This window comes from Sphingomonas sp. NPDC079357 (assembly GCF_044901155.1).
Classification (GTDB): Bacteria; Pseudomonadota; Alphaproteobacteria; order Sphingomonadales; family Sphingomonadaceae; genus Sphingomonas.
Window position 1 is genome coordinate 1 of record NZ_JBJDOM010000011.1, and the last position, 12,258, is coordinate 12,258.

Below are 12,258 nucleotides of genomic sequence, written 5' to 3' on the forward strand. Positions count from 1 at the left end.
GCCTCGTCTTCTTCATGTCCCAGCTCCTTGCCCGCAGGCTTCAAAAGGCCGGAAAACTCTCACTCAACATGGATGAAAAAACAGGGAGGACGTCAGGTATGGTGCCCCTCGGGGCGGGGTTGCGCAACCCGCCTGGCAGGATCGGCGGGCGTCAGCCCGCCAACACCACTATGCGGCCGCACATGGTTGTAGTCGTCGCGCCAGAGCCTCAGCACCGAGCGGGCATGGCCGAGCGACACGAACAGCGTCTCGTTGAGGCACTCGTCGCGCAGGCGGCCGTTGAAGCTCTCGACGTAGCCGTTCTGCTGCGGCTTGCCCGGCGCGATGTAGTGCCACTCGATAGGGCGCTCCTGCGTCCATCTCAGGATCGCCAGGCTGGTCAGCTCGGTGCCGTTGTCGCTGACAATCATCAGCGGCACGCCGCGCACAGCGATGACGGCGTCGAGCTCGCGGGCGACACGCGCGCCTGACAGTGAGGTGTCGGCCACCAGCGCCAGGCACTCGCGCGTGAAGTCGTCGACTACCGCCAGGATGCGGATGCGCCGGCCGCTGATCAGCGTATCGCTGACGAAGTCGAGGCTCCACCGCTGGTTCGGTCCCTGGGGCAGCGTCATCGGCGCTCGGGTGCCCATCGCTCGCTTGCGGCCACGCCGGCGCCTGACCCGCAGGTTCTCCTCGCGGTACAGCCGCAGCAGCTTCTTGTGGTTCATGACCAGCCCCTCGCGAGCCAGCATGATCCCAAGCCGACGGTAGCCGAAGCGCCGACGCTCGGCCGCGATCTCCCGCAACCGCGACCGCAGGTCGCCATCATCACTACGCCAGGGCGCGTAGCGCGCCGACGTTCGATCTACGCCGAAGATGGTACATGCCCGACGCTCGCTGATGCCGAACAGCTGCCGAGCATGCTCGACAGCCTTCCGCTGAGCGGCGGGCTTCACCAGTTTTTTGCCGCGACTTCCTTCAGCACGGCGTTGTCGAGCATGGCGTCGGCCAGCAGCCGTTTGAGCCGGCCGTTCTCCTCCTCGAGCACCTTCAGCTTGCGTGCCTGCGACACGTCCATGCCGCCATACTTCGCCTTCCACGCATACAGCGTCGCGCTGCTGATGCCGTGCTTGCGGCACACGTCGGCGGTCTTCATCCCGCCTTCCTGCTCGCGCAGCACCGCGATGATCTGCTCCTCGCTGAACCTGGTCTTCTTCACGTCCGTCTCCTCACGAAGGCGGACTCTAGGTGTTTGATCCCCCGGTTTGATGGTGCGATCCTTTCGTTGGAATGGAAGGAAGCCGTATGGGACAGGTACGTCATGGGTGCGCCACGACCACGCACGCCGTCCGAGCAGCAATACAGCGATCGCAAGCTTCGCTCGCGACGCTGAGCCGTGAGCTGGGGATCAACCCGAAGACTGTGGCGAAGTGGCGTAGGGCGACGGTCGAGGATTTAAAGACCGGGCCGAAGGCCCTCATTCAACGACCTTGTCCCAAGCGGAGGAGGCAATGGTAGTGGCGTTCCGGCGGCACACGCTGCTGCCGCTCGACGACTGCCTCTATGCGTTGCAGCCATCGGTCCCTCATCTGACCCGGTCAGCGCTGCATCGTTGCCTCCAGCGGCACGGCATCTCCCGCCTGCCGGATATCGAGGGCGAAAAACCGAAGCGTCAGCGCTTCAAGCGCTACCCGATTGGCTTCTTTCACATCGATATCGCCGAGGTGCAGACCGCCGAAGGCAAACTGTACCTGTTCGTCGGCATCGACCGCACCAGCAAGTTCGCGGTCACCCAGCTGGTCGACAAGGCTGACAGGCGAACAGCTTGGGAGTTCCTCGAGCACCTGCTGAAAGCCGTACCCTACCGCATCCACACCATTCTGACGGACAACGTCCTATGTCGGGAAGCAGCGGCGGGTTTTGGCCAGCAGATATCCATGCGCCGACAACCGTCGGCGCGGCATGCAATCTGAGCCAGATGGCTCCCACCGTCAACGGGATCGCTCCCTGCCATAGCAAACACAGGATCCAGCAGCGCCGAGGCGGCCGTGGTCCTCACCATCCTTAAAACGAGATACGCACCCAGGTGGAAGGCCCGAACATTATCTACAGGGTCGCTCGACGAGCGCCCTCACGGCACTTGCAGAGAGGGGTCCTTCCACCTGGCATCCGACCGTTCGAGGAACGGCCGGTACTCTGTCCTCGTCTTGATGACGGCGTGAGCCACGCGCGCCATCTTGGCGGTGAGCGCCGTCATCGCCTTGCGGCGACGGTCGGCATCGTCCGCGTGCCCGGCGACATATCGTCCGAGCTTGTCGCGGAAGCTGTTGTCGCGCTGACGCGCGGCGACCTGGGCAGCCATCCAGAAGGTCCGGCGCAGGCGCGCATTGCCGTACTTGGACAGCTTCGTGCGGCCACGGAACGTGCCTGACTGACACGTTGCGAGATCGAGACCGCAGAACTTCAGGAACTGACGATGATGGTTGAAGCGCCGCAGATCACCGGCCTCGGCCAGGATGGTCAGCGCGTTGATCGGACCGATGCCCGGAATGTTGCGCAGCAGCTGGTAGTCGACGTCATCGGCGAGCCGCGCATGGGCCAGCCGCTCGATCTCGTCTCGCTGGTGGATGAGGCTGCGGCCCTGCGCGATGACCATGCGGAACATGGTGATGGCGGCTGAGTTCTCCGGCACCGGCAGTGCCGTCGAGGCGGACGCCGTCTCGTAGATGTCGTTGATGAGGCGTGCCTTGGAGACCTTGCGGCCGATGAGCGGCCATGCCGCGGCCGAGAACGCCTCGCGGTCCAGCGCCGTGATGGTGGCCGGCGTCGGAAACCGCTCGATGAGCGCCAGGAACCAGTCGGACCGGCTGTTGCCTGCGAAGCGGGCGATCTCGGGGAAGTACAGCGGCAGGTAGTGGGTCAGGATCCGATGCCAGGTCTGCGTCTTCATCCTTGAGATCGTCTCGTGAGTCTTCGAGAGCTCCTGCAGGTCGTTGATTCCGGCCACCAGCGGGTCGACGTAGCGCTGCGTCGCACCGATCCGCAGCATGTGCAGGATGACCTGCGCGTCCTTGGAGTCGTTCTTGTCCCAGCCGTTGTGCAGCGCCTCGCGCGTTCTGGCGAGCGCGACCGACGAGATGAGGCGCAGCTCGAACCCTGCCGTCAGCAGCCGGTGCGCCAGCGTACGATGGTAATTACCCGTCGCCTCGAACCCGACGATGATAGGGCGCCCGATAGCAGCGAGTTGCTCGGCAAAGCCGTCATAGTCCTGCCTGGTCGCCATGACGGTCATCCGCCGGCGCCGGCCGCCTTCCGGTCGCTCGATGAGAACCTCCTGTCGGCTCTTGGACATGTCGATGGCTACCAGCACGGCGCCGGCAGGCGTAGAGGTGAGCTTGGTCATGGTCGGTCGGCCTCCAAAGTGTTGTCTCGACAACCTCACTTTAGATACCTGCTGACCGGCCATGGCTTGCCCTGATGAAGTCTGCGGCCGCTACGCGGCCTTGTCTTCATCAGGGCCATAGCGGCTCCCGAACCAGCGCTTCCCAATGTGCTATGGCATTCAGTTCGCCGAGCAGCCCCGTAACCGAAACACCGCCTGGTCCCGCCAAATGCGCTTCGACATGATCTGCGAGGCCAACGACATCGAGCACCGGCTCACCAAACCGAACCACCCATGGACCAACGGTCAGGTCGAGCGGATGAACCGGACCATCAAGGAGGCGACGGTCAAACGTTTTCACTACGAGAGCCACGACCAGCTAAGGACGCACCTCAACGACTTCATGGCCGCCTACAATTTCGCTCGCCGGCTCAAGACCCTCAGCGGCCTCACCCCCTACGAATACATCGCCAAGATCTGGACGTCTGAGCCAGACCGGTTCATCGTCGACCCGATCCACCAGATGCCGGGACTAAACACTTAGGGCGAACTGGCGGAGTTTCAGGGGAGCACGTCAATCGCAACGCCAATTCCGGCCGTCGAACCTGTCACGAGCGTCGTCTTGCCGGAAGGGTCGATATTCATGCGCTATCTCCAGGGATGGTCTTTAACGGTCTGGGGATTGCGTAACGTCAGCCCTGCACGGCGAGTTGCGCCCGCACGGCGTCGGCCAGCGGTGTCGTCGGACGTCCGATCAGCTTCGAGAGCTGGTGGCCGTCATCGAATAGCGCACCTTTCGAGGCATCGACGTCCCATGTCGCAAGTCCCTCGGCGAAGCCCTCGGGCAGGCCCACCTGCTTCAGGATCGCAGCGTATTCGGCCTGCGGCAGATCGCGGTACGGGATGTTGCGACCGGTCTGGCGCGAGATCTCGGCGGCAAGGTCGGCGAGCGTCACCGCGTCGTCACCGGCCAGCTCATAGGTCTTGCCCTCATGGCCGTCGCTGGTCAGCACGATGGCTGCGGCTTGGGCATAATCGGCGCGGGTCGCGAGTGACAGGCGTCCCTCGCCAGCGCTGCCGACGAGCGCGCCATTCTCCAGGGTTGCGGGAATCGAGCCGGTGTAGTTCTCGGTGTACCAGCCATTGCGCAGGAGGGTCGTCGGGATACCGGAGGACGCCAGCAGCGCTTCGGTCGCACGGTGCTCCTCGCCTAGGCTGATCGGCGATCGGTCGGCGTGCAGCAGGCTGGTGTAGACGATACGTTTGATGCCCGCCGTCTTGGCGGCCTCGATGACGTTGCGGTGCTGTGCCTCGCGCTGCCCGACCTCGCTCGACGAGATAAATAGCAACGTGTCGATCCCGGCCAGTGCCGGAGCGAGCGTCTCAGGCTGCGCGTAATCGAACGCGCGTGCCTCGACACCCAGGTCGCTGGCCTTTTCGGGCGAGCGCACCAGCGCCACGATCGGCTCGCCGGTCGACTTGCGCTTCAGGCTTTCGATGACGAGGCGGCCAAGCTGGCCGGTCGCGCCGGTGACGGCGATGGTCATCACAATTCTCCTTCAGTGACGCGGTGAGATCAGTTGAAACGGAAACCCGAGATGGCGGTCGACAGCACTTCCTCGGCATAGACCCGGGCGCCTTCGCCTTCGGCCGCGCCGGCCGCGACCATCAGGGGCAGCAGATGCTCCTCCTTGGCGGGCGGATGGGCGAAGCGCGCCGAGGGCGCATCGGCCCAGTGCGCCAGACGCTCGGCTCGCTGGGGGCCGTCCAGCTCCATGCTTTCGGCCAGCCACTGGTCGAACGCCTGCGAGCCGGGCGTCGAGCGCGGATCGCCATAGGCGCGCATGTTGTGGAAGCTCATGCCCGACCCCAGGATCAGCACGCCCTCCTCACGCAGTGGCGCAAGGGCGCGCCCGGCAGCGACATGGAGGGCCGGGTCCAGCCCGCGTTCGACAGACATCTCGATCAGCGGAATATCCGCATCCGGAAAAGCCACTTTAAGGGGGACGAACACGCCGTGATCCAGGCCCCGCTTCGCGTCGACAGCTGAGGGGATGCCCGCATCCTTGAGCAGGGCCGCGGCACGGGCGGCAAGCGCAGGTGCGCCCGGCACGTCGTAGCGCAACTGATAGGTATGCGGCGGGAAGTTGTAATAGTCGTAGATCAGCTCGGGCCGCTCGGCGCCGGTGAAGGCGAAGCCGTCCGTCTCCCAATGTCCCGAGGCGACGAGGATGGCCTTGGGCTTCTCGGCGAGCGTGTTCGGCAGGTTGCGCAGGAACGCTTCCATGCCGGTCCATACCCCGCGCGGATCGTCCATGAAGAAGCAGGGGCCGCCGCCATGCGGGATGAAGTAGGTGGGCTGGACGCTCATGGTCATAGACTCCGGTGCAGGCGCCACCGTAGGCGACCTGGATCATCGATCTGTTGATTGGAATATGTGCCAGCTATCGCGCAATGATAATCGCTCGCGTAGAAGGATCAGCTTCAACCACGGGTAGGAAATCATGGCGGATCGGTTGACGGGTATGGACGTGTTCGTCCGGGCGATCAGGCTCGGTGGCATCTCTGCCGCCGCGCGTGATCTGCACATGTCACCGGCGATGGCGGCCAAGCACCTAGACGCCCTCGAAGCGCGGCTCGGCACCACGCTGGTCCAGCGCTCGACGCGTCGGCTGTCGCTGACCGAGGCAGGCACCGACTATTTCGAAAAGGCCGAACGTATCCTGATGGAGATCGGAGAAGCCGAGGCGGAGGCATCGTCGCGCTCGATCACCGCCCAGGGACTGCTGCGCGTCAGTGCGCCCGCCACCTTCGGCGTTCTGCACCTTGCCTCACTCATCCCTGCTTTCTCCGCACGTCATCCCGAGGTGACGATCGAACTGGGCTTCAACGATCGTTACGTCGACCTGCTGGAAGAGCGTTGGGATGTCGCCGTACGGATCGGGCGCCTCGCCAACAGTGCGCTTGTTGCCCGCAAGCTCGTGGCGATGCGCGTCGTGCTGTGTGCCGCCCCCTCTTATTTGGCGAGGCGGGGAACGCCAACCCGCCTGGCCGATCTCGGCGATCACGATTGTCTGGGCCACACCAACGCGTCGCTTGCAGGAACGACATCGTGGGCGTTCGGCAAAGACGGGACGATCAAGGTGCCGATCTTAGGATCGATGTGTTCCGACAATGGCGAGGCCTTGGTTCGCGCTGCCGTCGCGGGCCAAGGGCTGGTATATGGGCCACGCTTTATTGCGGCAGAGGCGCTTCGCGCCGGCCAGTTGAGCGAGCTTGAGCTGGACGAGCCGCCTATGATGCTGGGAGCGGCATATGCCATCACACACCCGACGCGGCGCCCCGCCGCCAAGACGCGGGCGTGGATTGACTTCTTAGCCGAAGCACTCCCCGCTCTTGGCACCGATTGGTGAGATGCCGAGCTAGCAGACGTCCCGAGTTTTCACCCGAGGACCGCGTCTGCTATCTCGAAACATCACGGTCTTTTACGATTGTAGATATCAGTGACCCAGCGAAAGCGACGCCCACAACCGCACATGGCTGGCATCGATAACGCCGAGGCTTGGTCCCTTTCAGTTGGTGCAGCGGGGGCCGCGGGCGCGGCGGACGTTGAGTGAGCGTGAACCGCATCACTGCCAACCCTCGATGACGATCTTGCCGCGTGCGGTAGTGCTCTCAAGCGCCTGGTGCGCGCGCTTGAGGTTCGCGGCGTTGATGGGGGAGAACCGTTCAGTGAGGGTGGTGCGCACCTCGCCGGCGTCCACGAGGCTGGCGATGGCCGACAGGATCTGACCCTGCGTTTCCATATCAGCAGTCTCGAACATGGACCGGGTGAACATAAACTCCCAGTGGGTCGACACCGACTTGCGTTTAAACGGTACAACATCGAGCGTTTTGGGGTCGTCGATGAGCGCAAAACGTCCCTGCGGGGCAATCAGCTCGGCGATCTGCTCGATATGCTCGTCGGTGTGCGTGGCCGAGAAGATGAAAGCCGGCGCGCCGATGCCCAAATCCGCCACTTGCCGAGCCAGCGGCTGGCGATGATCGATGACATGGTGCGCACCGAGCTCACCCACCCAGGCCTGCGTTTCAGGGCGCGAGGCCGTCGCAATGACGATCAGCTCGGGTACCTGGCGAGCAAGCTGGATCGCCATCGAGCCTACCCCGCCGGCACCCCCGACAATCAACAGCGCATGTGCTGCACCGGCTACAGGAGTACGCACGGACAATCGCTCGAAGAGGGCCTCCCACGCGGTGATCGCCGTCAGCGGCAACGCCGCTGCCTCTGCCCAATCGAGGCTGGCCGGCTTCTTCCCGACAATGCGCTCGTCGACCAGGTGCAACTCGGCGTTGGTCCCATCGCGGCCAATGCTGCCCGCGTAGAACACCTCGTCGCCCGGTTCGAAGCCGCGCACTTCAGGGCCAACAGCGCGAACGACACCAGCGGCATCCCAACCCAGCACACGCCAGTCGCCGCGGATCGGACCCGATCCGCTGCGGACCTTCGTATCAACCGGGTTTACCGAGACGGCCTTTACCTCGACGAGGAGATCGCGCCCAGTGACTACGGGATCGGGAAGCTCGATGTCGACGAGAGCTTCCGTGCGATCGATCGTTCCGGGCTGCTGGTAGCCGATTGCGCGCATGATAAATCCTATTGGCAGGGGCTGTATAGCGACCTTTGTCGCGTACGGGATACGCACAAGCGACATCGCGGTTCGACATCGTCCTCAGGCTGGCGACGGCGTGATTGCCGCTGCCGTCTTCCCCGTGAGGTCGGTGATGACCGCGCCGATCAGTGCCCGTAACCAGCGGTGTGCGGGATCATGCCGATAGCGGACGTGCCAAGCCATTTCCACGGGAAAGCTGCCAAGGTCGACCGGAGCCGGCAGGATCTTCAGCCGGGGGTCGTGCATCAGCCGCCTGCAGATGAGCGAGGGCAAGGTGGCGCAATAGTCGGTCACGGCCACCATCTCGGCTACCGCGAAGAAGTTTGTCACGGAGATTGCGACGTCGCGCTTCAGCTGCTGCTGCGCCAGCGCCTGAAACAAACCGGCGCGCATCCGTCCGGGCGGCACGATGTTGACATGCTTCATCGTCTCGAACTGCTCGCGCGTCATGACATCGCCGACGCCCGGATGGTCGGCACGGACGGCGCAGGCGAGCCCTTCGTCCATCAGGTGCTGGACGACGAGGTTGTCGGGCGGATCGACGATGCGGCCCAGCACGAGCGCCGTCGTGCCCGACACGACGCCTGTTTCCACAAGATCGTTGCCGAAGGGCGTCAGACGAAGCTTTATGCCGGGGGCGACCTTCTCCAGGCGCGCCACGATAGCGGGGACGAGGACGAACTCGACGTAGCCGTTTGGCGCGATTGTGAAGAGCCGTTCGGCCTGTGCGGGGTCGAAGGCCTGCTGACCGAGGACCGCGTCGTCGAGCTGGGCGAGTGCCTCGGCGATCAGCGGTGAGAGTTCAAGCGCGATCGGGGTCGGCTGGATGCCGTAGCGCTCGCGGACGAACAACTGGTCCTGAAGCATCAGTCGTAGACGCGATAGGGCGTTAGACAGGGCAGGCTGCGTCATGCCCATGCGCTCGGCAGCCCGCGTGACGCTGCGCTCCTCCATCAACGCGACGAAGATCGGCAGCAGGTTCAGATCGTAGCGCATGCAGTCATCCTGCCAGACGTATATCTGGTATTAGAAAGATAAACTTCTGAAATATATCAACGAGGCCCATTTCCCATCCATCGGCGACGGGCGCCGCGAACATGGAGGTTCAGATGAGCAAGGGTCAGGTTCTCGTTCTTGGATCGAACGCGACACAGCTCGGTCTGCGTAGCGGCAGTACCGCAACGGTCGGTCAGTATCTCAACGAGACGGCAGTCCCCGCGCTGGCACTGCTCGACGCCGGCTATGATATTGTTCTCGCTACGCCCAACGGGACCAAGCCGCACATCGACGCCGGCTCCGACACGAAGGACCACTTCGGCGGTGATGAGGCGGCATACCAGCGCGCCAAGGACTTCTTCGCCAGCCACCCGGCCATGAACGACGTCCGCACGCTGAAATCGGTCGTCGACGAGGGTCTGGACGGCTTCGTTGGCGTGTTCGTGCCGGGAGGTCACGCGCCCATCGTCGATCTGATGCAGGACCGCGATGCGGGCACGATCCTCCGTCACTTCCACGCGGCGGCCAAGCCGACCGCGCTCCTCTGCCACGGACCGGTGATCGTTGTTTCTACGCTCGACGATGCTCCGGCCTTCCGCAAGGCGCTGGAGGAAGGCGATGACGCCGGGGCGGCCGACCTGGCGCGAGACTGGATCTACTCAGGCTACCGCATGACCGTCTTCTCGGCGAGCGAGGAGAAGATCGCTGAGGAGCAAGTGCTGAAGGGCGAGCTCTTCTTCGACATGGAAAAGGCGCTGCGGTCGGCCGGTGGCGACGTCTCTGTCACCGACAAGAACTTCGCTTCGAATGTCGTCGTGGACCGGGAGCTGATCACGGGTCAGAATCCGGCGTCGGACCAAGCCATGGCCGACGCTTTGATCGAAGCCCTCGATCGCGCCGCTGCGTGAGTACCAGGATGACGGGCGGGGCGCTCAGGATGCGCCCCGCTTCAAATATAACCAGGACAGGGTATGGTGCCATGACCGCCAACGTGAAGATCGTCGCCGTCCTAACCGCCCGTGCGGATACCGTCGACCGCCTGCGCGCCCTGCTCGACGCCATGTTGAAGCCGAGCCGTGCCGAGCCGGGCAATTTGCGCTACGATCTCTGGCAGGACCAGAGCGATCCGAACCGCTTCGTCCTCGACGAGCTGTACGCGGACGCGGATGCGGTTACCGCCCACCGCGCGACGCCCCACTTCCAGAACTACCTCTCTCAGATCGGCGATCTGGCCGAGCGCGGCGCGTTTGTCCTCAACCCCGTCTCCGCGACCTAAGGGTGCTGCCATGGGCAAGCTTAAAGAATGGGTGGGGTCGGCGCTGCTGGCACAACCGTTCTACATAGAGGAGCTGCGGATGATCGGCCTGTTGGCACCTGCGCTTCGCGCGGGCCTTATCGGCCTCGTTCATCCACGCGGCTACCGCTGGCGCGGGGCCGCGACCCAGCGAAAAATCAACATCTGAAGTGAAGGAAACACAGTCATGACCAAAGGTATCGAAGGCAAGGTTGTTCTCATCACCGGCGGCAGCACCGGTATCGGCGCCGAGACCGCGCGTCTTCTCGCCGAACGCGGTGCGAAGGTCGCCATCGCCGCACGGCGCAAGGACAAGCTCGACGAGGTCGTCGCGCAGATCGCCGAGAACGGCGGAACGGCACGCGCCTATGCGCTCGACGTCACCGACAAGTCGGCGGTCCAGTCCGTCGTCGCCGCGATCGTCGCCGACTTCGGCCGCCTCGACGTGCTGATCAACAACGCCGGGCTGATGCCGATCCGTCCGATGGCCGAGGTCAACACCGACGAGTGGGACCAGATGATCGACGTCAATCTGAAGGGTACGCTCTACGGCATCGCCGCGGCTCTTCCCGGCTTCCTGGAGCAGGGCAGCGGCCATATCATCAACCTGAGTTCGGTCGCCGGCATCAAGGTCTTCGCCCCGGGCGGCACGGTCTATTCCGGCACCAAGTTCGCCGTCAGCGCGATCAGCGAAGGTCTTCGCCAGGAGGTGGGCGAGAAGGTCCGCGTCACGTCGATCGAGCCCGGAGCTGTCGAAAGCGATTTGAAGTTCACGACCTCTGGCACGGCTGCCGAGACGGTGCTGGACTTCTACAAGCGGGCCATCCCGGCGGCATCGGTGGCGCGTGCTATCGCGTTCGCTGTCGAACAACCTGATGACGTCGACGTCAACGCGATCGTCATCCGGCCGACCGCACAGGAGTTCTGATCTCGACGAGGAGGCGGGGCCGCGTGTGCTCCGCCTCATGGGGAACGTACCGGCCGGCTCGTCCGTTACTTTGCCGAATGATATCTGTCCGTTTCTCTTGAGGAGTCATTTATGCCCAAGCTTGCCCTGTATGTACCACTGAAGGCCAAGCCCGGAAAAGAGCGCGATGTCGCCGATTTCCTGACCTCGGCATTGCCGCTCGTTCAAGCTGAGGCGGGCACTCTGACCTGGTATGCGATCGAGGAAGGTCCCGGTGCGTACGCGATCTTCGATACGTTCGACACGGAGGAGGATCGGCAGGCCCATCTCGACGGCAAGGTCGCCGCCGCACTGATGGACAAGGCAGAAGAACTGTTTTCGGAACCGCCGCAGATTCACAAGTTCACCCTGCTGGCCGCCAAATAGCGGAGCGGTCGGCACCCTAGCGCGTCGCTCTCATCGCCCGCGTGTGGGGGGTGGGGCGGCGGCGTACGTTGAACGGCTTTTCCCGAACCGGCCACGGAGACACACCATGCGCACCACCCAGACGCTCGACCTGAACGACGCGCGGACGATTATCGATGCGGGGATCGCGGAGGCCGAGCGGATCGGCAACCCGTCGAACATCGCGGTGGTGGACGCGGGCGGCTGCCTCCTGGCGTTCGCGCGGATGGACGATGCGTGGCGCGGCAGCGTCGACACCGCGATCGGCAAGGCGTGGACGGCGCGCGCGTTCGACGTCGAAACCAAGGCGCTGGCAAAGCTCGCCCAGCCGGGCGCTGACTTCTACGGCATCCATGCCTCCAACGACGGCAAGGTGATGATCTTCGCCGGGGGCGTGCCCATCAAGGAGGGCGAGACGGTGATCGGCGCGGTGGGCGTGTCGGGCGGCACCGGCAAGCAGGACCAGGGCGTGGCCGAGGCTGCGGCGCAGGCGTTCGCGCGCGGCTGAGCCTTGGTTCATAACAGTCGGGTAACAGATGAATGCTTTTCCGATTCAATACATCCAAAGGTCAGGCTGGCCCGA

General features: G+C 64.1%; 12 protein-coding genes and 3 pseudogenes. 9 read left to right on the top strand and 6 right to left on the bottom strand.

The window, feature by feature from the left end; genetic code table 11:
* Window positions 1–92: 92 nt before the first annotated feature.
* A protein-coding gene (locus ACI2JO_RS18800) for an IS3 family transposase (protein WP_404722137.1) occupies window positions 93–1,201 on the bottom strand; the annotation gives its coding sequence in 2 pieces (ribosomal slippage) (window positions 93–952 and window positions 952–1,201; 1,110 coding nt in all).
* A gap of 86 nt (window positions 1,202–1,287) precedes the next feature.
* Here ACI2JO_RS18800 and ACI2JO_RS18805 point away from each other — a divergent pair.
* Window positions 1,288–1,874 (top strand): annotated as a pseudogene (locus ACI2JO_RS18805) (IS481 family transposase); the annotation flags it as partial.
* Window positions 1,875–2,088: 214 nt separating this feature from the next.
* Here the strand turns inward: ACI2JO_RS18805 and ACI2JO_RS18810 are convergent.
* Window positions 2,089–3,385, bottom strand: a pseudogene (locus tag ACI2JO_RS18810) (IS110 family transposase).
* Between the two features lie 154 nt (window positions 3,386–3,539).
* On the opposite strand from ACI2JO_RS18810, the pseudogene ACI2JO_RS18815 reads away from it, so the two are divergent.
* Window positions 3,540–3,908 (top strand): annotated as a pseudogene (locus tag ACI2JO_RS18815) (integrase core domain-containing protein); the annotation flags it as partial.
* A gap of 148 nt (window positions 3,909–4,056) precedes the next feature.
* Here ACI2JO_RS18815 and ACI2JO_RS18820 read toward each other — a convergent pair.
* Both ACI2JO_RS18820 and ACI2JO_RS18825 read right to left on the bottom strand, forming a co-directional pair.
* The gene (locus tag ACI2JO_RS18820; RefSeq protein WP_404722138.1) at window positions 4,057–4,911 is read right to left on the bottom strand and encodes an SDR family oxidoreductase; all 855 of its coding nucleotides are present in this window, start codon (window positions 4,909–4,911) and stop codon (window positions 4,057–4,059) included.
* Window positions 4,912–4,940: 29 nt separating this feature from the next.
* Window positions 4,941–5,741 (bottom strand): DODA-type extradiol aromatic ring-opening family dioxygenase, encoded by an 801-nt coding sequence (locus tag ACI2JO_RS18825; protein ID WP_404722139.1) that lies wholly within the window; start codon window positions 5,739–5,741, stop codon window positions 4,941–4,943.
* Window positions 5,742–5,868: 127 nt separating this feature from the next.
* On the opposite strand from ACI2JO_RS18825, the gene ACI2JO_RS18830 reads away from it, so the two are divergent.
* Window positions 5,869–6,777 carry a LysR family transcriptional regulator gene (locus ACI2JO_RS18830; protein ID WP_404722140.1) on the top strand — a complete coding sequence of 303 codons (909 nt, stop codon included), beginning with the start codon at window positions 5,869–5,871 and terminating at the stop codon, window positions 6,775–6,777.
* A gap of 216 nt (window positions 6,778–6,993) precedes the next feature.
* Here ACI2JO_RS18830 and ACI2JO_RS18835 read toward each other — a convergent pair whose 3' ends face one another.
* Both ACI2JO_RS18835 and ACI2JO_RS18840 read right to left on the bottom strand, forming a co-directional pair.
* Window positions 6,994–8,010 (bottom strand): zinc-binding alcohol dehydrogenase family protein, encoded by a 1,017-nt coding sequence (locus ACI2JO_RS18835; protein WP_404722141.1) that lies wholly within the window; start codon window positions 8,008–8,010, stop codon window positions 6,994–6,996.
* An 84-nt stretch (window positions 8,011–8,094) separates the two neighbouring features.
* Window positions 8,095–9,030, bottom strand: a complete 936-nt coding sequence (locus ACI2JO_RS18840) for a LysR family transcriptional regulator (RefSeq protein ID WP_404722142.1) — start codon at window positions 9,028–9,030, stop codon at window positions 8,095–8,097.
* Between the two features lie 113 nt (window positions 9,031–9,143).
* Between ACI2JO_RS18840 and ACI2JO_RS18845 the strand changes: the two genes are divergently transcribed.
* From ACI2JO_RS18845 to ACI2JO_RS18870, 6 genes are all read left to right on the top strand, one after another.
* Window positions 9,144–9,938: a type 1 glutamine amidotransferase domain-containing protein gene (locus ACI2JO_RS18845; protein WP_404722143.1), complete on the top strand. Its 795-nt coding sequence runs from the start codon at window positions 9,144–9,146 to the stop codon at window positions 9,936–9,938.
* 71 nt (window positions 9,939–10,009) lie between these two features.
* Window positions 10,010–10,306 (top strand): putative quinol monooxygenase, encoded by a 297-nt coding sequence (locus ACI2JO_RS18850; protein WP_404722144.1) that lies wholly within the window; start codon window positions 10,010–10,012, stop codon window positions 10,304–10,306.
* Between the two features lie 10 nt (window positions 10,307–10,316).
* Window positions 10,317–10,493: a hypothetical protein gene (locus tag ACI2JO_RS18855; RefSeq protein WP_156477766.1), complete on the top strand. Its 177-nt coding sequence runs from the start codon at window positions 10,317–10,319 to the stop codon at window positions 10,491–10,493.
* An 18-nt stretch (window positions 10,494–10,511) separates the two neighbouring features.
* Entirely contained in the window at window positions 10,512–11,252 is a 741-nt protein-coding gene (locus ACI2JO_RS18860) for an SDR family oxidoreductase (RefSeq protein WP_375272255.1), read from the top strand.
* Between the two features lie 111 nt (window positions 11,253–11,363).
* Window positions 11,364–11,657, top strand: coding sequence for a putative quinol monooxygenase (locus tag ACI2JO_RS18865; protein WP_062344850.1), 294 nt, complete (start codon window positions 11,364–11,366; stop codon window positions 11,655–11,657).
* A gap of 106 nt (window positions 11,658–11,763) precedes the next feature.
* On the top strand, window positions 11,764–12,183 hold the full coding sequence (locus ACI2JO_RS18870) for a heme-binding protein (protein ID WP_404722145.1): 420 nt from the start codon (window positions 11,764–11,766) through the stop codon (window positions 12,181–12,183).
* The last annotated feature ends 75 nt before the right edge of the window (window positions 12,184–12,258 follow it).